Source organism: Longimicrobiales bacterium (assembly GCA_029245345.1).
Classification (GTDB): Bacteria; Gemmatimonadota; Gemmatimonadetes; order Longimicrobiales; family Gaopeijiaceae; genus CALFPJ01.
The window spans coordinates 40,200-62,634 of record JAQWPM010000007.1 but is presented as its reverse complement, the minus strand read 5'-3'; the positions used below and the strand labels follow the sequence as shown (position 1 = coordinate 62,634).

Here is a 22,435-nt window from a genome sequence, read left to right as displayed (position 1 = left end):
ATGAGGGTTCAGGTCAATACGAATGGGTTCGAAGATGCACCTTTGAAGTTGCTCCGGTGCGCTGTCGAGCGTGTGCTTCGGGGCGCGGCAGACCAGGCGGAGGTCTCTCTGACTCTCGTGTCCGACGAGGAGATCACCTCGCTGAATCGGGAATACTTAGGGAAAGATTGCCCTACCGATGTCATCGCTTTCAATCTTGGCGACGAACATGTGCCCTTAGGTGATGTCTATGTGTGCGTGAGCCAGGCAGAACGCCAAGCGGTCGAACTCAATGTCTCGGTGAAGGAGGAACTCACCCGACTTGCCATCCACGGCGCACTTCACGTGATGGGCGAAGACCATCCCGATGGGCTGGACCGATTGGAAAGCCCGATGTTTGTGCTTCAAGAGAGACTCTTGAGCGAGGTTCTCGCCGGCGGCTGTTAGTTAGCCTCATGCCCGCCTTGCGGGGTCTCCGCACCTCCGGGATCTTCCAGCCTCGCGCTCTCCGTGACCGTTTCATGTCGCAGATCGGCTCACGGCGCCCCCCGATTTCGACCGACTGGCCATGAGCAACTCCGAGCATGACCTCCAGCGAAGCAAAGAACGCCTCGAGGCTCTCGTCGCCTCGGGTGATTTGTTTGCGCTAAGAGCCGTAGTCGAGGGACTGCATGCCTCGGATATTGCGGACGTCGTAGAGCTTCTCGACGAGGGTCAGCAGGTAGAATTCCTCAGTGCGTTGTCGGCTGATGTGGCCTCTGAGACACTCTCGGAGATGGAAGAAGGCGAGGAGCGCGGCGACCTCCTCGCGGCGTTTACTCCGGAGAAGGGTGCGGAGCTCCTCCACGAGCTTCCGGATGATGACGCTGCGGACCTCATCGCAGAACTCGAGCCCGACGAACAAGAAGCGATTCTCGGCGCGCTCTCAGATGAAGAAGCTTTGGAACTCCGAGATCTCCTCGAGTACGACGAGGAGACGGCTGGCGGACTCATGACCACGGAATTGGTCAAAGTGTATGGAACGCTGACTGCGGGGCAGGCGATCGATCAGGTGCGAATCCAAGGACAGGAAGTCGAGGACTTCTATACCGTCTTTGTTATCGATGCGGACGACAGGCTTCTAGGCACGCTTCGACTCGACGATCTCGTCATTGCGAATCCGGAAGAGACGTTCGCTGGGCTGGTGCAAGAACCTGTTGCGACAGCCCTCCCGGATCTCGATCAGGAAGAGGTTGGCCGACTCATATCGCGATACAACTTGGCGTCCGTTCCAGTTGTTTCGGAGGACAACAAACTCCTGGGTCGGATCACCTTCGATGATGTGATCGACGTGCTCGAAGCGGAACAGACAGAGGATATCCTTCGCCTCGCCGGGGTCACGAATGAAGACGAGCTGAGGCACACATGGACGGAGTCGGTCCGGGTCCGTCTTCCGTGGCTCATACTCAACTTGATCACCGCTTCACTCGCAGCTTCGGTGATTCTGATTTTCGAAGATGTGATCGCTCAGATGACAGTGCTCGCCTTCATCGCACCGATCATCGCTGCCATGGGCGGGAGTTCCGGGACTCAGTCACTCGCCATCACCATTCGACGGATGACGATCGCGGGACCGGATGGTGTCCAAGGGTTTGTGGGGAAGGAAGTCCTGATCGGGCTCGTCAACGGAGCCGTGCTCGGTGTGGGGCTGGCGGGCCTCGCTATGCTCATTCCCGGAGCAGATCCGCGATTGGGGTTGGTCGTCATGCTCGCGATGTGGGGCAATCAGATCGCCGCCGGCTTCGCGGGGGCGTTCATCCCAACCATGCTCGAGCGGGCAGGCGTCGATCCTTCCGTCGCCTCTTCGGTGTTTGTTCACACGCTCACCGACCTAATCGGTTTCTTCCTGCTACTGGGACTGGCGTCTAGACTCCTGTTATGAAGCGAATCTCACGCACCTTCTCTGTGCTCTTCCGACTGAGCCCGTTCGTCGTGGCGTTCCTGAGGGACCGGAGAGCGTGGATTTTGTTCGGCCGCCCGGCTTCTCGCACGGACGCGCACCACCAACTTAGAGCCGAACGCCTGACAGCCCGCTTGGCCAAGCTCGGACCTACGTTCATCAAGTTGTCTCAGCTGTTGAGCTCGCGCGCGGACATCCTGCCGGAGCCCTATCTGTCACAGGTGTCTCGGCTGCAGGACCAGGTCCCCCCAGACCCTGCTGATGAGATCCGACGAGTCATCGAATCGGAAGTCGGTGCGCCGATTGCAGAGATCTTCGAAGAATTCGAGGACGAGCCCATGGCAGCGGCCTCCCTCGGACAGGTTCACCGCGCCCGCGTGAATGGGCGGGAGGTCGTGGTGAAGGTGCTGCGACCCGGTGTGGAAGCGGCTATCGCCCTGGATCTCGATATCTCGTTCCGACTTCTGTTCTGGCTCAACATCATCTTCCCGACCCACCATGTTCGGGCGCTGACGAATGTCGTTCGGGAGTTCTCCGTGGGTGTGCGAGCGGAGATGGACTTCCGGTCCGAGGCGCAGAATGTCGCACGGTTCCATGCGGTGTTCTCGGGAGACCGGCGCGTACGTGCTCCGGAGGTCTTAGAGGACTTCACGCATCGCCGTGTCCTGGTCATGGAGTACTGTCCCGGCACGAAGGTCGACAGCCTACACGAATTGTTCCGGTCAGGCCGTCTGTCTTTCCGGGCGGTGATGGAGTCGCTCACCGGCGTATACCTCCGGATGATGATGGTGGACGGCTTCATGCACGCCGACCCTCATCCGGGGAACCTCCTGGTGCAGGACGATGGGACGATCGTGGTCCTGGATTGGGGCGCCGTCCTCGAGGTGCCCCGTTGGACGCGAGAGTCGATTCTGGGCGTTGCGCTCGCAGTGGGGCGAGAAGACATCGACGGCGTGATCAACGAGATGTATCGCTTGGGCATGATCAGCCCAGACGTCTCACGGGGTGAGATCCGTGAGGCGGCCACGGAGATCCTGCGAATTGTCCAGCGCGCGAAGACCAAAAATCGCCAGCGCATTGTACAAGAGCTCGTCGCCGAGCTCCTCGACACGTTCTATACCTGGCCGATCCAACTGCCCCAAGAGCTCGTCTACTTCTTCCGCACGGGCGCCCTCATTGAGGGCTTGGCCTTACACTACGACTCGAATTTCGACGGCCTGACCTTTATTCAGGGTGTGATTCGGGAGAATCAGGTCGAGCTTCTGAAGTCGGCGGGTCAACAGCCGGCACAGATTGCGAAGAATTTTGTGGACGAGGCTCAATCGGCGATCCGGTCCGTGAGGGACTTGGTGATGCGCGCGGAGAAGGAAGAGCTCCGAGTGCGAATCCATCCCCGGGACGTTCAAGCCGCTGAGCGAGTGGTTCACCTCCAGGCCCGCCGCCTGTTGTTGAGCATATTCGCGAGTGCCACAGCAGTAATCACGTCGATTTTGTTTATCGCCCTGCGCAGTTGGTGGCTGCTTGGGCTCGGACTCTTCGCGGCTCTCACCATGTTCGTCGTAGTTCTCTTCATTCCTACTCACCTGTTGGAAAACCCGCTTCGCCATGCGCGGGGGGTCCGGCCGGACAATCGGAAATAGAGATGAGGCTCTGTCTATGACTTTTCACCAAGATCTTCTGAAACGGTTCAGAGCCGGGAACATCCCAGCTTTGGCCCGCGCGATTTCGATCGTCGAAGACGAGCGGGCCGGCTTTCAAGAGCTGCTGCACGAGGCTCTTCAGGAGGGTCCGTCCGTTCGAAGGATCGGATTCACGGGGCCTCCCGGGGCCGGCAAATCGAGTCTGGTCGCGGCAGCGGCGAAGACGTTCCTGGGTCAGGGAGAGCGAATCGGTGTGGTCGCGGTAGACCCCACATCTCCCTATTCGGGGGGGGCGCTCCTTGGAGATCGGATCCGGATGAACGATCTCGCGACGGATCCGGGGATCTTTATTCGCTCGATGGCCACGCGCGGGTCGCTGGGTGGCCTCGCGACCACGACAAAGGAAGTTCTCGACTTGGTAGACGTGTTCGGCTTCGATGTCCTCCTCGTCGAGACGGTCGGCGTGGGCCAAACTGAGCTAGAGATCACCGCGGCGGCGGATACGGTCGTGGTGGTCCTAGTGCCCGAATCTGGCGACGCCATTCAGGCCATGAAGGCCGGCCTGATGGAAATCGCCGACATCTTCGTGGTGAACAAATCGGACCGTCCCGGTGCGGATCGCCTGGTCAAGGACTTGCGCCAAGCTCTCCACCTGAAAGCGGGCAATGCCATGAAGGACATGCCGGCCCACCATGGGGTGGATCTGGCCCGTATCGCGAAAGAGGAGCGGACGACCGACGCTCCTCCCATACAAGAGGGGGGGTGGCAGATTCCCGTCTTGTCCACCGTAGCGCTCACCGGTGAAGGCGTGGGGGATCTGCTCGCAGCCATCGACGCTCACCGAGAATGGTTGGGAACCAGCGGTCAGATCGAGGTGCGCCGGAGGGCCCGTGCGCGTGTGCGAGTCCAGGACGTGGTCGATCGCGAGCTAAGGAGAGTCGCGAGGCGTTCCGAGGCTACAGGGGGGGGCTTAGAGCCGTACTTGGACCAGATGAGGGACGGGACAGAGACCGCTTATTCGGTTGCCGCGGAGTTGCTGAAGCGCCTGCTGCGTTGACCTTGTCTCCCGCCCAGCGTCATCTTTCAGTGCTATTCCGGAATCGCAGGGCCTGATCCGACGGTATACGCGGAATCAGTATCAATACAGGAGTCTGAATGTCGACGGTTGAAAAAGACGCTCTGAACCCCGCCGAGTTGGCTGATTTGGTCCGTGTACGCGAGGAGGAACTCTCCCAGCTGAAGGCCCGACTCGCCGGTTGGGAAGAGACCTACGAAGGCATGCCAAAGCGCGACTCTCTATTCGAGTCGATCTCTGGGCGAGAGGTGCGTCCGCTGTATACGCCGTTGGATCGGACGAGTGAGGATCCCGAGGAAGATGTCGGATTCCCGGGAGAGTTCCCGTTCACACGGGGGCCTTATTCCACGATGTACCGCACTCGCCTCTGGACCATGAGGCAATTCGCCGGCTTCGCTACGGCAGAAGAGACGAACGAGCGGTATCACTATCTGCTTGCGCATGGGCAGACCGGACTCTCAGTCGCGTTCGACTTCCCCACGCTGATGGGGTACGACTCCGACCACCCGCGCTCGCTCGGTGAGGTCGGTGTGTGCGGTGTGGCGATATCGTCGCTGGCCGACATGGAGCGACTGTTCGAGGGCATCCCCCTCGATCAAGTGTCGGTGTCCATGACCATCAATGGTCCGGCGATCATTCTCTTTTGCTTCTACGTTGCGGCTGCCGAGCGGCAGGGCGTGTCGCCTGAGGTGCTTCGTGGGACTGTTCAGAACGACATCCTGAAAGAATACCAGGCACAGCACGCCTGGGTGTATCCACCCGAGCCTGCCTTGCGACTGATCGTCGACATGTTCGAGTGGTGTAGCGAGCACACCCCCAAGTACAATCCGATCTCGATCTCGGGCTATCACATTCGTGAAGCAGGGGCGACCGCAGGCCAAGAATTAGCCTTTACCCTGCGTAACGGATTTGAATATGTGGAGCGTGCGGTCGCAGCGGGCCTCGACATAGATGCGTTTGCCCCGCGGCTCTCGTTCTTCTTTGACGTGCACAATGACTTTTTCGAAGAGATTGCGAAGTTCCGTGCCGCCAGGCGTATTTGGGCGAAGGGCATGCGGGACAAGTACGGCGCGAAGAACCCCGACTCCTGGCGGTTGCGCACACATGCGCAGACGGCCGGTGTGAGCCTCGTGGCCCAACAGCCCGAGAACAACATTGTCCGGGTCGCCTATCAAGCGATGGCGGCGGCCCTTGGTGGTACCCAGTCGCTGCACACCAATTCCATGGATGAGACGCTCGCGCTTCCCACGGAAAAAAGCGTCCGCATCGCTCTTCGCACTCAACAAGTCTTGGCCTTCGAGTCCGGAGTGGCGGACACCATCGATCCGTTAGCCGGATCGTATTACGTGGAAACGCTGACGGACGAGCTCGAACAGGAAGCCATGGAGATCTTCGAACAGATCGACGCGCTCGGAGGTGTGGTGCCCGGTATCCATGAGGGCTGGTTCCAGAAGGAGATCGCGGGCTCTGCGATGCGCCAGCAGCGTGAGATCGAATCAGGCGACCGTGTCGTTGTGGGTGTGAACAAGTTCACCGAGGGGTCGGGTGGTATCGAGATCGACACCCTTCGCATCGATCCTTCGGTCGAGGCAGGTCAGGTCGAAAGCATGGCAGACCTGAGAGAGCGGCGTGATGCCGACGAAGTTGAGAGAACGTTATCGGCCTTACGTCACGCCAGTGGCACCGAGGACAACGTGGTCCCATTCATCCTCGACTGTGCCCGAGCATACTGCACTCTGTACGAGATCCGTGCGGCCATGGAAGACGTCTTCGGTTCGTACAAGGAGCCGGTGTTCTTCTGACCGAGGTTTCCATGGCTGTGCGAGCGGTCTTGTTCGATGCGGGAAACACGCTCGTATACCTGGATCAGGAACGGATGGCCGGCCTGTTTCTAGAGGCTGGGGTGGTGACTGATGCCGAGCAGGTGCGGGAGGCGGAACTCCGCGCTCGCGCGAAACTGCACGAGGGAATCCAGGCTGGCCAAGTCGGTACCGAACCTGAGCTATGGCATCAGTACTTCCTGGCGTTGTTTAAGGGCAGTGGCGTGCCGGATGACAGACTTGAAGACGTCGGCCTTCGGTTACGGGATGAGCACCACCGGGATCACATGTGGACTGGAACCGAGCCGGGCACGCACGAAGCGCTGGAAGAGCTCCGGAGCGCGGGGCTTCGCCTGGCCGTCATCTCCAACGCTGATGGTAGGATGGCCGACGTCCTCGACCGATGTGGCCTCACCACCTACTTCGACTTCGTCATCGACTCAGAGACTGTGGGCGTGGAGAAACCTGATCCTGCGATTTTTCTCGATGCCTGCCAGCGCTTAGAGCTGGAACCGAGTGAATGCCTCTATGTGGGGGATCTGTACCAAGTGGACTACCAGGGGTCGACGGCAGCCGGTCTCCAGGGAGTCCTCTTCGACCCGTTGAGGCTCCATGAAGGTCGCACTCCGCGAGTGTCGGATCTGGCCGAACTGACGACCCAATTGGTGGCGCGTTAACCCGAATCTGCGGTGAGTCGCTGGATCGGCACCTGGCTCCTCCCGGCGTAACGTGTGATCCGGTATCTTTTTAGCCTTCGGAGACACCCATCCGGCCTCTTCAGGAACGACCATGTCCGAGACCGACCGAAAGATTCGAGTACTGGTGGCCAAGCCTGGCCTCGATGGCCACGACCGCGGCGCGAAAGTCATTGCCAGCGCCTTCCGCGATGCCGGGTTCGAGGTCATCTATACGGGGCTTCATCAGACGCCCGAAATGGTGGTCAGCGCTGCGATCCAGGAAGACGTGGACGTCATAGCGATGTCCATCCTTTCGGGCGCTCACCTGACGCTCTTTCCGCGAGTGAAGGCGCTTCTGGATGAGGCAGGCGTGGATCACATGCTGTTGACCGGTGGCGGGATCATCCCCGAAGAGGACGTCGACTCCCTCGTCGATCTTGGCGTGGGGAAGTTGTTTGGTCCGGGAACTCGGACCACAGAAGCCATCGAGTACATCCGCGAGTGGTTCGCAACTCGGGAGACGGTTTGACCGGGACGGATCGCTTGATATGACGGATGCATCCGGGCCCGACCCCTCCGGACGTATGGCCGAACTCGCGTTCGAATTGCGGAAACTGCGTGACACACTTTACGACGGTGGCGGTGCGAAACGCATTCAGCTCCAGCACGATCAGGGCAAACTGACGGCTCGCGAGCGAGTCCACCTGCTTCTCGACGATGGAGAGCCGTGGGTTGAGTTGGGGCTTCTCGTCGCGCACGACCTCTACGACGGTCAGGCGCCGGGCGCCGGCGTGGTCACTGGAGTCGGCAGGGTTGCGGGGAGGGAAGTGGTCGTCGTGGCAAACGACGCCACCGTGAAGGGGGGATCTTGGTGGCCCGAGACGATTACCAAGATGCTTCGAGCTCAAGAAGTGGCCATGCGTTGTCGCGTTCCGATCGTGTATCTGGTTGATTCAGCGGGTGTGAATCTTCCGCACCAGGGAGGTGTCTTTCCGGGTCAGTACGGGGCTGGACGGATCTTCTACTACAACTCGATCATGCGTCGCTATCTACGCATTCCTCAGATCGCAGCTGTTATGGGGCCGTGTATCGCCGGTGGCGCGTACCTCCCGGCGCTGTCTGATGTCATCCTGATGGTCGAAGGGACGTCGTTCATGGGCCTTGGAGGTCCGGATCTCGTAAAGGGCGCGACCGGCCAGACAGTGGGGTCAGAGGAGTTGGGCGGAGCTCGAGTCCACACCGAAGTCGGTGCGGTCGCTCACTACATGCTGAAGGATGACCCTGCCTGTTTAGTGAAGATCCGGCAATTGGTGGCAGATCTCCCCGTTGAGGATCGGTCTGAGAATCGCACCCCGACGCCGCCTAAGCGTCTGGCGTATGAGCTGTATGACCTACTCCCGGACGACCACAGGCAGCCGTATGACATGAAGGAAGTGCTCGAGTGCATTTTGGATGGCGACGCGTTGGATGAATTCCAACCCGGACACGCTCCCGAGATGATTTGTGGCACTGGGTTCATGGACGGTCACCCTGTAGGCGTGATCGCAAATGCCAGGGGGATGTTCAAGAGCGACGACGGGCCCCCACGCTTGGGCGGCATCGTGTACACGGAGAGCGCACGCAAAGTGGCCTACTTCATCGAAACGATGAATCGCCACAAGACTCCGCTTTTGTTCGTTCAGGACGTCTCTGGATTCATGGTAGGACCTGAGGCTGAACACTCCGGCATCATCCGGGCTGGCGCTGAGTTCGTGGAAGCCATGGCCACAGCGACTGTGCCCAAGATCGTACTTACCGTGAATCACGCGTCGGGTGCCGGGTACTACGCGATGGCGGGGCAGGGCTTCGATCCCGACTTCATCATCTCGCTGCCTACTGGGCGCATGGGAGTGATGGAGGGATCAAGCGCGGTCGTCGCGCTGTTCAGTGGGCAACTCGAGAAACTCAAGGAAGCGGGCATGGTCCCGGACGAAGATCTGACCACACGTATGGACGAGGTCCGCGAGGAGTATGAGCGTCAGCTGGACGCGCGATTCGCTGCGGCGCGCGGCTTCGTGGACGAAATCGTGCTCCCTGAAGAGTTACGACCCGCGCTCGGCCTTCTGTACAAGACGGCACGACACAATCCTGGACCTCACATCGGTGCGTTCCAGATTCCCGGAGGGACACTTTGAGCGGCAAGGACGTGGTGCGTGTTGCCAGTGGACAGGGCTTTTGGGGCGATGACCTAGAGGCTCCCGTGCGGCAGGTCGAAGTCGGCCGGTTAGCCGGATCGCCGTGAGCACACCGAAGCCGTCGAATCGGCCAGGGCGCTTTCTTGAGTGGAAGGTCCGAATCTTCGGCGGGGGCGCGGTGCTCGCACTTGTGGGCATGTATTTCGGCGAGCGCTGGATGACGGGTCTTGCCATCGTCGTACTGCTTGCTGGACTCGTCATCCGGGTCGTCCTCGAGCGTAATCCTTCAGGCAGCCTTTACGCGGATGACGATGACGAACAGAACGACGTTGGGACTCCTAGCAGCGAAGCCTGATTCGGCTGTTACAAGCGGAATACGTCAAACTTCCTAGAGAGTCAGTCGTTCTATTTGGAAAGTTGTCATCACGGAGGTGACATCATGATGAAGCAAACATTCGCGCCACTCCTTTTGGCGCTATCGCTGATAGGCACGGCGGCCCCGACGGCCGCACAAGAATCGCTCGACTCGCTCCAAGAAGTGCGTCTCGTGGACGGTTCGACTTTATACGGAACCTTGGTTTCTGATGGCGATCCGATTCGCATGCGGCTGCTTTCCGGCGACGAGATCACGATCTCGAGATCGAGAGTCCGCAGCATCCGAAAGGCGAAGGGGACCGTCCGGAACGGCGAGATGTGGCGGGAGGACCCGAATCTCACGCGTCTCTTCTTCTCGCCCACCGCACGGACGATGCCGAAGGGGCACGGCTACGTCGCCGGATACGAGTTGGTGTTCCCGTTCGTAGCGGTAGCTCCGACGGACAATCTGCTCCTCGCGGGTGGAACGCCGCTATTCGGGGACCTGCTCGACGCTCGGGTGTTCTACTTCGCTCCCAAACTCAATGTCTATACGTCTGCACGCACGGACCTTGCGATTGGCGGGTTCTTCTTCCATGAGGTCGACGGGCACGACATGAAAGTCGGAGCGTTGTACGCGGCCGTGACACAGGGCTCGTCGGACGCGGCGGTTACGCTCGTCGTGGGGGCCGGATATGACGAAGACGGCTTCTTAGACACCCCTGTCGCGATGCTGGGCGGTGAGTACCGCGTGTCTCGGACCATCAAGTTGATCACCGAGAACTACCTGACGTCAGAGGTCTCACTGTTCACGCTTGGGCCGCGCTTCTTTGGCGAGCGCTTGAGCGCTGATCTGGGCATCGGATTTGTGGTGAGAGGCAGCGGAGTATTCACGCTTCCCATAGTGAACTTTGTGTACGTCTGGTAGACAAGGGTTGGCGCGTTCGCCCATGGGATGGCCCACTTCGGGAGGCCATTCTCATGGGTGGAATCTGATCCCGTTGAACTCCTCCAGCGTTACCTCGGATACCCAGGGTTCCGACCTGGACAGGAATCCCTTGTTAGGGCCGTAATCTCCGGTCGCGACGCCCTTGGCATCCTTCCAACTGGGGGTGGCAAGAGCGTCTGTTATCAAGTTCCTGCGCTAGCTCTGGGTGGCCTGACTCTTGTAGTGACCCCGTTGGTGTCCCTCATGGAGGACCAGGTTCGCCGAGCCAATGAGATCGGCTTACGAGCACGCCACCTGAGCGCCACTCAGTCTGCGACCGAACGGGACGCCACGGGTCGAGCGGCCCTCGGGGGCAACCTCGACGTCCTATTTGTGGCTCCAGAACGATTGGGCCTGGCCCCATTTCTCAAGCTGATCGAGGCCTGTGACATCCGGCTTCTGGCTGTGGATGAAGCCCACTGCATTTCGGAGTGGGGGCACGATTTCCGGCCGTCTTACAGAGAGATCGGTCGGGTACGTGATCGTCTGTCGTGTCCGGTTATCGCGCTGACGGCTACGGCCACTCCTGCGGTGAGGGACGATGTGTCCCGCAACCTTCGCCTTTGCGACGCGGAAACCGTCGTGCAGTCCTTCGATCGGCCCAATCTCGCCTGGTGGGTGGATCGCATTCCCAAGGGCGCGAACCGGGCGTCTGTAGTACACGGAGTGCTTCGGAGACGTCCTGGGATCGCGATCGTATATGCCCCGACCCGCAGGAGCGTGGAGGGAATGAGGGACGCGCTCGCGCGTCGCGGCTACAGAGTCGAGGCATATCACGCTGGCCTGCCTGGCCCGCAGCGCACCCAGGTCCTCGAGGGGTTCATGGCAGGTGATTGCAGAGTCGTCGTGGCAACAAACGCGTTCGGCATGGGAATCGACAAACCCGACGTTCGGACCGTCATTCACACGCAATTGCCCACGACTCTCGAGGCCTACTACCAGGAGGCGGGTCGGGCCGGGAGGGACGGGGGGGAGTCACTGTGCCTAGCGCTGCACCATCGATCTGATCAGAGGACTGGGATCCGGTTCCTAGAAGGCGTCCATCCGCCCCTTCGTCGTCTGCGCCGCGTGCACCGGAGGTTGTTGCGTTTGTCGGACAAACACGGTGTTGTGACCGCCGGCCTGGAGTCGTTGGCCTCCTTTGTGGGCCGAATCGACACACGAGGGCTTCTCGTGGCCGTAGCCGCGTTGGCACGTGTCGGGGGCATCCAAAGTCTGAGCGGCCCTCTCCCTGAAATGGGAACGGCAGAGGGGTGTGGCGGCTCTAAGCCTCTCCGCATCGGGATCCGCCGCCGACCTCAATGGGCCTTGGCCGTGGAATTGCGCCGGAATGGTCTGACTAAACTCGCCCGAGTTCGTCGGTACGCAACGACTGCCGGATGCCGGCGGGGCGCCCTCCTGAGTTACTTCGGGGAGTCGCCGTCCGACTTTTGCGGAAGCTGCGACAACTGCTGTCCCCATTGAACGAGACTCCTAAATTCTCATGCATCGCTACCGGACTCCTGACCACCGTGAGCTTCAAGCCCGGGTGCGGCGCTTTGCTCAAGAAGCGATTGCCCCGGTGGCTCGTGAGTTAGATGAGACAGCGGAGTTTCCGTGGGAGAACGTCAAGGCAATGGGAGAGATGGGCCGGCTCGGAGTTCCAGTGCCCTAAGGACCTCGGGGGCATGGGACTCAACTACTTGAGCTACGTCCTCGTGGTCGAGGAATTGGCTAGGTTCGATGAAAGCCATTCGATCTCAACGGATCCAAGATCTTCATCCCACATGCGGGCGTCGGCGAGATCTTCGGGGCAACGGCGGTGACGGATCCGGAGGCTGGATCTCGAGGAATTTCGAGCTTCATCGTCTGCAAGCCCACGATAGACACGGCTCGGGCTGAACGGAGATTCAGGCCGGACGGCATCTGGTATACTACGCTCCTGGTTAAGAAACCAAGGGGCTCCCTACTCCAAGGAGGCCGATATGGCGAAGTTGTCTTGCTCGGAGTTGGCAATGACGGCGTCGTTGGACGCCATTCAGGTGATGGGCGGGGACGGCTACACGAGCGATTGCCCTGTCGAGCGGATCATGCGAGACGCTAAGATCTGTGAGATCGGCGACGGGTACGAGTGAGATTCAAAGGTTGGTCATTGGGCGGCATTTAGGAGCCGAGCTTATGACGGACCCGATTGTAGAGCCTGTTCTTGCGAGCTCGACTGAGCGCGTTGGAGCGGAACTAACCTAAAGAGTCGAATCCTAGCGGTAGGGGACTGGGGCATTTTCGAGATCGTTCGGAAGGGCGCCGATTCCACCGCGCCCAGGATGCCGGAGGCCGCACGGTCGCCGAATTCGCTTTGCTAAAGTCGGCGGGCGGGTGCGGGACGCGAACGGGCCCGGATAGGGTGAAGCGGATCGACGCAGAAAAACGGAGACATACTTGAGGAGAGAAATCCTTGTAAGTGCCACCCCACAAGAGTCATGGGTGGCGCTGCTTGAAGACAACCAGTTGGTCCAGATCATGCTGGACCGTCCCGACCAAGGCAGAATGGTCGGAGATATCTTCCTGGGCCGCGTCGAAGCGGTTCTTCCCGGCATTCAGGCCGCTTTCGTGGACATCGGGACCGAAAAGGCAGGCTTCCTGCACGTATCGGATCTCAACTACGAAGACGAAGATCTCGAAGACGGCGACGACAATGGGGAAGCGGAAGGCGACGGCAAGAAGAGTGGAGGCGGCGGCGGGCGAGGTGGCAGGCGTCGTCCCACTAAGTACCCCTCCATCCAGGAGAACGTGCAGAAGGGTCAAACCATTTTGGTTCAGGTGACCAAGGAGCCCATCAGCACGAAGGGTCCTCGAATCACTGCGCAGGTGTCTCTGCCGGGGCGCTTCATGGTCTACATGCCGTATTCGACGCACGTAGGCGTGAGCAGGAAGATCGAAGGCCGGGACCACCGGTCGAAGCTCCGCAAGATGGCGAAGTCCATCGTGAAGCCGACGACCGGCGGAATGATTGTTCGCACGGTCGGGGAGGAAGTGACCAAGAAGAAGCTCGGCAACGAATACGGGCGACTTCACGAGAGTTGGACGAAGATCCAAGCTCGGGCCAAGTCCCAGAGCGCGCCCTCTCCCGTGCACCGGGAGGCACAGCTCATCAGCGGAGTGATCCGCGATCTCTTCAGTGACAAGTTCGACGCCGTGCGCATCGACTCGAAAGCCACCTACGACGAGGTCAAAGAGTACGTCGAGGGCGTCGATCCGGAGTTGCTTGAACGGATTCACCTCTATGACGGCCCAGGGAGTCTCTTCGACAAGTACGGCGTTGAAGAAGAGATCCAGCAGGTCTTCCAAGAGAAGGTGACCCTCAAGTCGGGCGGGCACATCGTGATCGAGGTCACGGAGGCGCTCGTCTCGATCGACGTGAACACCGGGCGTTTCACGGGGAAGGGCAAGAAGGACCCCGAACAGACGATCCTCAAGACCAACCTCGATGCAGCCCGTGAGGTCGCCAAACAGCTTCGCTTGAGGGACATCGGCGGCATCATCGTCGTCGACTTCATCGACATGGAGTCGAAGGAGCATCGAGAGATGCTCGTCCATGAGATGCGGACTCAGCTCGGCCGTGATCGAGCGCGGACCAAGGCTTACGACGTCTCAGCGCTGGGCTTGATTGAGATGACTCGCCAACGCGTGCGCCCAAGCTTGTTCCAGTCTCTCACTTCGATCTGCGGTTCGTGTGGCGGCACTGGGCGTATTTATACGCCGGCGACGGTCGTGCGGCGCATCGAGCGGAGCCTAACGCGAGTAGCGTCGGCGAAGGACGAAAAGCTGATCGTGGTTCGGGTTCACCCCGAGGTCGCTCTACGTGTGATGGAAGAAGAGCCGGGCCTATTGAAGAGGCTTCGAGGCAGCACCCGATTGCAGTTGGCTCTGCGCGATGACCCTAGAATGCGGGTCGATGAATTCCGCCTCCTGGCCGGTCCGGCTGAGACCGATGTCACCGACAAATACGTAGCAGCCTAAAGGAGTGCTGAATGCCTTGACCGTTCGTACGAACAAGCCGACATTTACAGGCTCTACATCGAAGGCCGAGAAACGTTGGGAAGAATAGATATGTACGCAGTATTTCAGACTGGTGGAAAGCAATTCAGAGCTGAGGCAGGCTCGCGTTTTCGCATTCCTACGCTCGACATTGAGCCTGGGGCCTCGGTCACGTTTGACCATGTGCTTCTCGCTGGTGACGGCGAGGACAAAGTCATGGTAGGCACGCCCATCGTTGAAGGTGCGTCGGTTACGGCCGAGGTGCTCAGACACGGTCGTGGCGACAAGGTGATCGTCTTCAAGCGGAAGCGCCGGAAAGGCTACCGCAAAAAGCAGGGCCATCGCCAGAACTTCACGGAGATCCTGGTCGATTCCGTCGCGCTCTAAGCGACTCGATCGTGTTCTGATAGAGGGTAGTAACGAATGGCACATAAAAAAGCGGGTGGTTCCAGTCGAAACGGGCGCGACAGCAATGGGCAGCGCCTCGGCGTGAAGCGCTTTGGGGGGGAGCCGGTTAGTGCCGGCAGTATTCTCATCCGTCAGCGCGGCACCCGTTTCCACGCCGGTCGCAACGTCGGGAAGGGCAAAGACGACACGCTCTTCTCCAAGGTCGACGGTGTAGTGAAGTTCGAACGCATGCGTGCGCGGAACGTCATCTCGGTTTATCCGGGCGAGTAGTTTCCAAAACGCTTTCAGAGGTCCGGATCCGGAGGTTTTCAACCTGCGGACCGGACCTCTTCGCATACGTCGACTATGTGCTCTGCTCCCGATCGGGGACGCATCCATAAGTCGGCTGTAACGCCTCACCTTCCTGCGGGATCCAATAGAGGCACAACAAAGGGATCCAGCGACATTGCAACAAGTTGGTGCGATTGTTCGTACAGGAAGACGGCGATAGAGAAGGAGGTGGGCAATGTCTACCAAGAAAAACGATGGGTCTCTGACCCGTTCTGATAGATGGTGGGGTCTTACGCCGCTGCTGTTGGTGCCATTCCTCGTTTGGGGTGGAGAAAAGGCTGAGACTACTGTGGCGTCGGTGCCGGTCACGATCGAAGCACTGGGCACGGAGTTACCGCTCCACGTGAATGCGCGTGTCGAGCGCTGGATGGAGCGATTCCAGGGACCCCAAAAGGCCGCGTTTGAGACACTGTTGGATCGTCGTGGCGTCTGGGGCCCCTTGGTGCGCGGCAAGCTCCGTGAGCGCGGAATGCCCGAGGAGCTGCTCTACCTCGCGATGATGGAGTCTGGGCTGAAGCCGCGCGCGGTTTCTTCTGTCTCTGCCGTCGGTCTGTGGCAGTTCATGAGCCCGACCGCGATTCAGTATGGACTCAGACTGAACGAGTACGTCGACGAGCGTCGTGACCCCGTGCGGGCGACGGATGCCGCCCTCGACTACCTCCAATGGCTCCACGAGCGATTCGACGGATCGTGGTACCTGGCAGCTGCCGCATACAACGCCGGCCCTGGTCGGGTCCAGCGCGTGCTGAGGCGTCATGCTGAGGGCCGGTCGGGTGAGGAAGACATCTACTGGGAGGTTTTGGATCACCTTCCACGCGAGACGCGTGAGTATGTCCCCCGGTTGATCGCTGCGACGATCCTTGGAGAGGATCCGTCCGAATACGGATTCGTAGTGACTTCGGCTGAGACCTATCGGTACGAGACCGTATTCGTGCCGGGAGGCACGTCGCTCTGGAAGGTCGCCGACGTTCTCGGTGTCCAGATGTGGGAGCTTCGCAATCTAAATCCGCACCTGTTACAGGCGATCACGCCCCCGGGTCAGATCTACGGCGTCCGCGTGCCAGTTGGCGGTTCGTCACTCGTCGTGGCGTCGATTGCGCGCGAAACCGCGGTCAGACGCGCAGACGACTAGGAGCCGGGCCGGGCGCGACTCATTCGTCCGAAGCAGATTCGTCCGAGAGGGGCTGGCCCCAGCGGGTTTGCTCCTCTTGTGCGTCCCGGGCCGACGCGATGATTCGCCACACGACGTCGCGGGTGAGTTCTTCGTCTACACCCAGTTCGCGGGCAATGTCGGCGGCTCTCCGCACGACTTGAGCTTCCTGAGGGGGGTCCATCACAGGGAGGCCGAGCGCTTCCTTCGCGTGCCCGATTTCGATGGCCAGGTCACGACGCTTTCCGATCAGGCCAATGAACTCCTCGTCCAGCGCGCGGATTCTCTCCCGCATGTCGGCCAGCTTTTCGTGGCTCACGAAAAGAACCCTTTCAGATGCTCTTCATCTTGACGCTGGGTCATCAGACTGGCGCCTACCAAGACGGGCACATGGACCATTAGAGCCAAGATCCCTTCGTGCATGTCGTACGGTTTCAGCTCTGGGTTGGTGTAGAAGAAGAATGCTGTAGCCGTTCCTGCGATCAGTCCCGTGATCACACCCGCGGTTGTGGCACGCTTCCAATACATGGCTGCGACTACCGGCGGAGCGAGCTGAGAGATGATCCCGTAGGCGGTAGCTAGGAGCTGAACCAGCGACGACTCCGGATCCATCGCGAAGTAGTACGCGATGGCGCCGGTCAGCAAGACGATGACTTGCATTAGGCGACGCTGTTGGTGCTCTGTGAGGGGCATGAACTTCGCGACCCCGTCCCCAACGAATACGGATGCTGAGGCGTGCAGAAGGGCGTCGCCGGTAGACATGGACGCCGAGAGTGCTCCGGCACAGAAAAGCCCCACGACGACGGCGGGCAGGTCGGTCTCCAGGATCATGAAGGGCAAGATGAAGTCCGACGAAGCCGGCTGCCCGGCGAACATCACACCCGCAAAGCCGATCAGTAATACTGGAATCAGGAAGAGCTGGAACGTGGGAAAGAGGATCACCGTGCGGCGCAGTGTGTCGTCGTCCTTGGCGGTGAACGCCTTCATGAACAGATGTGGCCACATCATGAGTCCGATCGCGCTCACGAGAATGAACGTAGAGAACGCACCCCAGCTCCATGGATCTCCTGCCGCTGTGAGCCCCGGTGGAACCAGAAGTTCCGGCCTGGCTACTGCGATCTGTTCGAACATCGGCCCGATGCCACCGTACAGTCGATGGGGCAGATACAGACCCAGCGACCAGGCGATGATCACCATGAAGACACCCTGGAAGGTGTTGGTCCACCCTACGGCCATCGCTCCGGATCGGAGGACGTACAGGATCACGATCCCGTAGGCCACGAACGAACCGAGCCAGAGGGGGACGTGGCCGTCGGTCACGGCTTCAATGACGATTCCGGCGCCACGCATCTGCAGTGTGACGTAAGGCACGAAGGCGACAAGGCTGAGCACGGCGATCATCGCCGACAGTCTCTTGGACGGGAATCGTCCGGTGACCAGCTGCGCTTGGGTCACATACCCGAACTTTCGGCCGAGCAAGGCTGCCCGGGGGCCCATCCAGTAGAAGGGCGCCATCCCGAGCGCTCCGTACGCCAGGATGTAGAAGGCTGCTGCGCCTCGCGAGTAGGCCCAGCCTGGACCACCAAGGAAAGCGAAGGCACTGAAGACCGACGCCCCGGTGACGAAATACATGACGAGGAGACCAAAGGACCGATCGGCGGCGACATAGCCGGCCACACTGTCCGTTTGATTCCGGCCCGCCATGAGGCCGATGGTGAGCGTCAGCGCCAGATAGAGGACGATGATGATCGTGACGACAACCCATTGCTCCATCAGCCCTCACCTCCGTCTCGGTAACGCTTTTCGACGCGATCCAGCAGGTAGAGGACCACAACACTCCCGGCGATCCAGGCGGAGATCCACGCCAAACTGAAGGGCAGTCCTAGGATGAAGGGCTCAATACGGGCGAAGAGTACGAGCCCTGGCCAGGTCACTGCCAGCGCCATCAGGATGAAATAGATCGTCGTGAGCACGCGCGCGGTCTTGAGGCTCATTGGATACCTCCGCGGACGCGCCGCTTCACCGCGAGGGGCACCCGCGTCCCGTATTCAGTAATGCCGGAGAGGCGAGAGAAGTAGTCGTAGGCGGCGGCGGATGCGGCTTCGACTACGGCTCCTCCGTTTCCGCCGTAGTTGGCCATCACGGAGATCACGTAGGGGCGGTCCGGTACGTCGACGAGGCCCCAGACCGTGGCGACGCCTGTGATACCGCCAGGCTTGAAGGCAACCGGTACGGAGCGGGGGATCGGTGTCCGGATCGGTCCGCTCTTGTAGATCTCGAGGATCTCGCGGACTCGGGCGCAGGCGGCTTCGCCCATGGGCAGGTCGCAGTCAGCGATCTTTTCCATGATGAGCGCGGCGTCTCGAGGCGTGGAGAGATTCTCGTTCCCGCGCGCGGATTCTTCCGGCTGGATCATCTTTCTCTGGAGCTTCGTCTCCGCTGCGCCGAGTGAGGCGGACAGGGCGTTGATGGCCGGCATGCCCAATTCATCGATCAGCACGTTTGTTGCCGTGTTGTCCGAGTGCAGGATCATATAGATCGCGTAGTCCTCGAGCGACAGCGCAGAGCCGCCGTCGGTGAGGACCTGAAGCACGCCGCTCCCCGCGGTGCGGACCTCGTCGGTCATCTCGATGCGCTTCGCCAGGAACCCTGGCTCCGACTCTGCACGCCGGAAGAGCTCGAGCAGGATGGGGATCTTGATCGCACTCGCCTGCGGGAACGCCAAGTCGTCCTGGACCACGAACCGTTCACCCGTCGTGAGGTCAAGAACGTGGATGCCGGCAACGCCTTCGTAGGCGTCGACGATGTGCTCCAGGCTACCTTGGAACTTTGTGCCGATAATTTCGAGATGAGCTTCCTGACTTGATGCCGGCGCGGCGAAGCTCGCCATGGCAAGCGCCATCGTGCAGGTGCCCAACAGGTGTCGAAACCTACGCATTCTGCCTCCGTGCAGTGATCACAGGGTAATCCTAGCTGAGGGGCCGCCTCTCCGCACGAAATCGGGGGCGGGACCGACTTGTGTGTGCCTACCGTCCCTTGAAGTTCGGCTTCCGTTTCTCGACGAATGCGGCCACGCCTTCCGCGCCATCTTCGGACGCGAAGGCATCCAGAAAGCGATCCTTCTCGTACACGAGACCTTCCGCCAGGGGCATCTCGAAGGCAGCCCGAATCGCGTCCTTCGCGAGCCGAAGTGCAACGGGGCTCCAACGCGTCATACGCCCGGCAAGATCGATCGCCTTGGCCAGGTGCTCACCTTCGCCAACGAGGATATCCACGAGGCCAATGCGGTGCGCTTCCTCGGCCTCCACAAAGTCACCCGTAAACGACATGATCGAAGCCCACCCGCGGCCGACCAGGCGCGCCAGCCGTTGCGTGCCTCCTCCGCCAGGGATGAGGCCAATACGAATCTCAGCTTGGCTGATACGTGCCGTCTTGTCGGCGACCCGAATGTCACACGCGAGGGCGAGTTCAGAGCCGCCCCCGATGCAGAAACCATGGATTGCAGCAATCACAGGCTTGGGGAAGTCGGCGACGACCTCGTAGATGCGCCGGCCGGAGTATACGGCGGCCTGTTCTTCGGGCGTGCGGGCATGAAACTCAGTGATGTCCGCACCGGCGACAAAGGCCTTTTCACCCATGCCGTGAATCACCACTGCGCGAACGGTGTCGTCGTCCGCCAGAGCGGCGAACGTCTCCTTGAGGACGGTCCGGACTTTGGCGTTCAGGGCATTCAGTTTGTCCGGCCGATTGAGCGTGATGACGGCGATGAAATCGTCTCGCTTCTCGATCAGAACGGGGGCTTCGTTGAATTCTTGCTCAGTCATGTTGGTTGTGCCTACCACTGGTAAAAGCCACTGCCGCTCTTCTTCCCAAGCTTACCCTCGGCGACCATACGCCGGAGCAGTTCGGGTGGCTCGAACGCGTCTGAACCGAGCGTTTCTTGAAGGTATTCAGCGATGCCGAGGCGAACGTCGAGGCCCACGAGGTCCGTGAGCTTCAGGGGGCCCATAGGGTGTCGGTAGCCCAGCTCCATAGCGGTGTCGATGTCCTCAGGGCTCGCGACGCCCTCTTGGACCATACGGATGGCCTCCATGCCCAGCACGATGCCCAGACGGGAGGACGCGAATCCAGGAGCGTCCTTCACCACGATCGGTTCTTTGCCGAGTCTGCGCGAAAAAGCCACGGCTGCGTCCCTTGTCGCATCCGACGTCTCGGCACCCCACACCACCTCCACCAGCTTCATGATGTGGACGGGGTTGAAGAAGTGCATGCCGACGACACGAGTCGGATCTGCGACGGCTGACGCGATCTGAGCGATGGAAAGAGAGGATGTGTTCGACGCGAGGAGGGCGTGATCCGGAGCCGCGGCGTCCACCGCGGAGAAGATCTTTGCCTTTAGCTCGATCGATTCAGGGGCCGCTTCGACGACGAGATCAGCACCCGTGACGGCCTCCGCGATCAGAGTCGTTGTCGTCAGGCGGTTGAGGACAGCGTCTCGCTCGTTCTCCGTGACCTTCCCGCGATCGATGCCCTTGTTCAGGTTGCCTTCGATGCGGGCTGCTCCGCTGGCAACGGCCTCGTCGTTGATGTCATAGAGCCGAACTGAGCACCCAGCGGCTGCGCAGACCTGTGCGATGCCGTGGCCCATGGTTCCTGCGCCGAGTACCGCGACGGTGTTGATGTCGCTCATGTGCGTTCCCACAACGTCGCGATGCCCTGACCGACCCCGATGCACATCGACGCGAGTCCACGCGATGCTCCTCGGCGTTTCATCTCATGCAGGAGCGTCACAGTGATGCGTGCGCCCGAGCAGCCGACTGGATGGCCCAGCGCGATGGCGCCTCCGTTGACGTTCACCGTCGCAGGGTCGAGTTCCAGCTCGTTCATGCACGGAATGGCCTGCGCGGCGAACGCCTCGTTGAGTTCGGAGATGTCGATGTCGCTGGTGGACCAGCCGGCACGTCCGAGGGCTTTTCGTGTCGCAGGAACAGGCCCAATCCCCATGCGCTGCGGTTCAACGCCTGATACGGCCCCAGACACGATCCGAGCCATGGGCTCCAGTCCCAGTTCACGCCCGCGTTCCGCGGAGACCACTAGGAGGGCTGCAGCCCCATCGTTGATGCCAGATGAGTTGCCGGCAGTCACCGTGCCGTCCTTCTTGAAGACCGGCTGGAGCTTGGCCAACGCTGACTCGGTCGAAGAAGGGCGGGGGTGCTCGTCCGTATCGACGACGACCGGGTCGCCCTTTCGCTGAGGGACACCAACTGGGATGATCTCATCATCGAACCGGCCAGCAGCCACCGCAGCGGCGGCTCGCGCTTGGCTCTCTGCGGCGAACGCATCCTGAGCCTCACGAGTCACAGCGAATTCCTCCGCGATGACCTCAGCGGTTTCGCCTAGGCCGATCGTCCATTCGGGGGCGAACGCCGGATTGGGGAAGCGCCAGCCAAGGACTGTGTCGGCGGTCTTCGGGTTCCCCCGGGAGTAGCCCACTTCCGGCTTGAGCATCACGAATGGAGAGCGAGACATGCTCTCCACGCCGCCTGCCACGAAGAGGTCTCCCTCGCCTGCGGCGATCGCGTGACACGCGGACATCACGGCCTGCATTCCGGACCCGCACAGACGGTTGATCGTCTGACCGGGCACGGTCACGGGAAGGCCCGCCCGGAGCAGCGCCATGCGGGCCACGTTCCGGTTGTCTTCGCCTGCCTGATTGATGCACCCCAAGAGCACGTCGTCGATCGCGCCAGGATCGACATCGTTCCGAGCCATGAGCGCTTCAATGGTCAGCGCTGCAAGGTCGTCAGGCCGCACCTTGGCCAACCCGCCGCCGTGCCTCCCAATGGGGGTCCGAACACCGTCTACGATCCATGCTTCACGCATC

Annotated in this window: 24 protein-coding genes; 17 read left to right on the top strand and 7 right to left on the bottom strand. The window is 60.7% G+C overall.

Annotated elements, in window-relative coordinates; all coding sequences use genetic code 11:
* The 17 genes from ybeY to P8L30_01510 all read left to right on the top strand — a co-directional run bounded on the left by ybeY (window position 1) and on the right by P8L30_01510 (window position 16,533).
* Window positions 1-426, top strand: coding sequence for an rRNA maturation RNase YbeY (gene ybeY, locus P8L30_01590; GenBank protein MDG2238891.1), 426 nt, complete (start codon window positions 1-3; stop codon window positions 424-426).
* Between the two features lie 121 nt (window positions 427-547).
* On the top strand, window positions 548-1,900 hold the full coding sequence (gene mgtE / locus P8L30_01585; GenBank protein ID MDG2238890.1) for a magnesium transporter: 1,353 nt from the start codon (window positions 548-550) through the stop codon (window positions 1,898-1,900).
* Window positions 1,897-3,558, top strand: a complete 1,662-nt coding sequence (locus tag P8L30_01580) for an AarF/UbiB family protein (GenBank protein MDG2238889.1) — start codon at window positions 1,897-1,899, stop codon at window positions 3,556-3,558. Before mgtE ends, P8L30_01580 begins: the two co-directional genes overlap by 4 nt.
* A gap of 16 nt (window positions 3,559-3,574) precedes the next feature.
* Window positions 3,575-4,615, top strand: coding sequence for a methylmalonyl Co-A mutase-associated GTPase MeaB (gene meaB / locus P8L30_01575; protein ID MDG2238888.1), 1,041 nt, complete (start codon window positions 3,575-3,577; stop codon window positions 4,613-4,615).
* Window positions 4,616-4,713: 98 nt separating this feature from the next.
* On the top strand, window positions 4,714-6,435 hold the full coding sequence (locus P8L30_01570) for a methylmalonyl-CoA mutase family protein (GenBank protein ID MDG2238887.1): 1,722 nt from the start codon (window positions 4,714-4,716) through the stop codon (window positions 6,433-6,435).
* Window positions 6,436-6,446: 11 nt separating this feature from the next.
* Entirely contained in the window at window positions 6,447-7,130 is a 684-nt protein-coding gene (locus P8L30_01565) for an HAD-IA family hydrolase (protein ID MDG2238886.1), read from the top strand.
* Between the two features lie 112 nt (window positions 7,131-7,242).
* The gene (locus tag P8L30_01560; protein ID MDG2238885.1) at window positions 7,243-7,659 is read left to right on the top strand and encodes a cobalamin B12-binding domain-containing protein; all 417 of its coding nucleotides are present in this window, start codon (window positions 7,243-7,245) and stop codon (window positions 7,657-7,659) included.
* A gap of 19 nt (window positions 7,660-7,678) precedes the next feature.
* Window positions 7,679-9,304 (top strand): acyl-CoA carboxylase subunit beta, encoded by a 1,626-nt coding sequence (locus P8L30_01555; GenBank protein MDG2238884.1) that lies wholly within the window; start codon window positions 7,679-7,681, stop codon window positions 9,302-9,304.
* Window positions 9,305-9,407: 103 nt separating this feature from the next.
* Window positions 9,408-9,659, top strand: coding sequence for a hypothetical protein (locus P8L30_01550; protein ID MDG2238883.1), 252 nt, complete (start codon window positions 9,408-9,410; stop codon window positions 9,657-9,659).
* A gap of 84 nt (window positions 9,660-9,743) precedes the next feature.
* Window positions 9,744-10,586 (top strand): hypothetical protein, encoded by an 843-nt coding sequence (locus P8L30_01545; GenBank protein ID MDG2238882.1) that lies wholly within the window; start codon window positions 9,744-9,746, stop codon window positions 10,584-10,586.
* Window positions 10,587-10,613: 27 nt separating this feature from the next.
* Entirely contained in the window at window positions 10,614-12,110 is a 1,497-nt protein-coding gene (locus P8L30_01540) for an ATP-dependent DNA helicase (GenBank protein ID MDG2238881.1), read from the top strand.
* Between the two features lie 19 nt (window positions 12,111-12,129).
* On the top strand, window positions 12,130-12,300 hold the full coding sequence (locus P8L30_01535; protein MDG2238880.1) for an acyl-CoA dehydrogenase family protein: 171 nt from the start codon (window positions 12,130-12,132) through the stop codon (window positions 12,298-12,300).
* Between the two features lie 256 nt (window positions 12,301-12,556).
* On the top strand, window positions 12,557-12,760 hold the full coding sequence (locus P8L30_01530; protein MDG2238879.1) for an acyl-CoA dehydrogenase family protein: 204 nt from the start codon (window positions 12,557-12,559) through the stop codon (window positions 12,758-12,760).
* Window positions 12,761-13,064: 304 nt separating this feature from the next.
* On the top strand, window positions 13,065-14,645 hold the full coding sequence (locus tag P8L30_01525) for an Rne/Rng family ribonuclease (protein MDG2238878.1): 1,581 nt from the start codon (window positions 13,065-13,067) through the stop codon (window positions 14,643-14,645).
* A 90-nt stretch (window positions 14,646-14,735) separates the two neighbouring features.
* Entirely contained in the window at window positions 14,736-15,050 is a 315-nt protein-coding gene (gene rplU, locus P8L30_01520; GenBank protein ID MDG2238877.1) for a 50S ribosomal protein L21, read from the top strand.
* A gap of 36 nt (window positions 15,051-15,086) precedes the next feature.
* Entirely contained in the window at window positions 15,087-15,341 is a 255-nt protein-coding gene (rpmA, locus tag P8L30_01515; GenBank protein ID MDG2238876.1) for a 50S ribosomal protein L27, read from the top strand.
* A 235-nt stretch (window positions 15,342-15,576) separates the two neighbouring features.
* Window positions 15,577-16,533: a lytic transglycosylase domain-containing protein gene (locus P8L30_01510; GenBank protein ID MDG2238875.1), complete on the top strand. Its 957-nt coding sequence runs from the start codon at window positions 15,577-15,579 to the stop codon at window positions 16,531-16,533.
* Between the two features lie 19 nt (window positions 16,534-16,552).
* Here the strand turns inward: P8L30_01510 and P8L30_01505 are convergent, their stop codons facing one another.
* The 7 genes from P8L30_01505 to P8L30_01475 form a co-directional block, all read right to left on the bottom strand.
* Window positions 16,553-16,870, bottom strand: coding sequence for a chorismate mutase (locus P8L30_01505; GenBank protein MDG2238874.1), 318 nt, complete (start codon window positions 16,868-16,870; stop codon window positions 16,553-16,555).
* A complete protein-coding gene (locus tag P8L30_01500) occupies window positions 16,867-18,324 on the bottom strand; it encodes a sodium:solute symporter family protein (GenBank protein MDG2238873.1) in 1,458 nt (485 codons plus the stop codon). Before P8L30_01500 ends, P8L30_01505 begins: the two co-directional genes overlap by 4 nt.
* On the bottom strand, window positions 18,324-18,545 hold the full coding sequence (locus P8L30_01495) for a DUF3311 domain-containing protein (GenBank protein ID MDG2238872.1): 222 nt from the start codon (window positions 18,543-18,545) through the stop codon (window positions 18,324-18,326). Before P8L30_01495 ends, P8L30_01500 begins: the two co-directional genes overlap by 1 nt.
* Entirely contained in the window at window positions 18,542-19,489 is a 948-nt protein-coding gene (locus P8L30_01490) for a class A beta-lactamase-related serine hydrolase (GenBank protein ID MDG2238871.1), read from the bottom strand. Before P8L30_01490 ends, P8L30_01495 begins: the two co-directional genes overlap by 4 nt.
* Window positions 19,490-19,577: 88 nt before the next feature.
* Entirely contained in the window at window positions 19,578-20,375 is a 798-nt protein-coding gene (locus P8L30_01485; protein ID MDG2238870.1) for an enoyl-CoA hydratase-related protein, read from the bottom strand.
* 11 nt (window positions 20,376-20,386) lie between these two features.
* Window positions 20,387-21,241, bottom strand: coding sequence for a 3-hydroxyacyl-CoA dehydrogenase family protein (locus P8L30_01480; GenBank protein ID MDG2238869.1), 855 nt, complete (start codon window positions 21,239-21,241; stop codon window positions 20,387-20,389).
* Complete coding sequence (locus tag P8L30_01475) at window positions 21,238-22,434, bottom strand: acetyl-CoA C-acyltransferase (protein MDG2238868.1); 1,197 nt, start codon at window positions 22,432-22,434, stop codon at window positions 21,238-21,240. The genes P8L30_01480 and P8L30_01475 overlap by 4 nt, the downstream gene beginning before the upstream one ends.
* Window position 22,435: the final 1 nt, after the last annotated feature.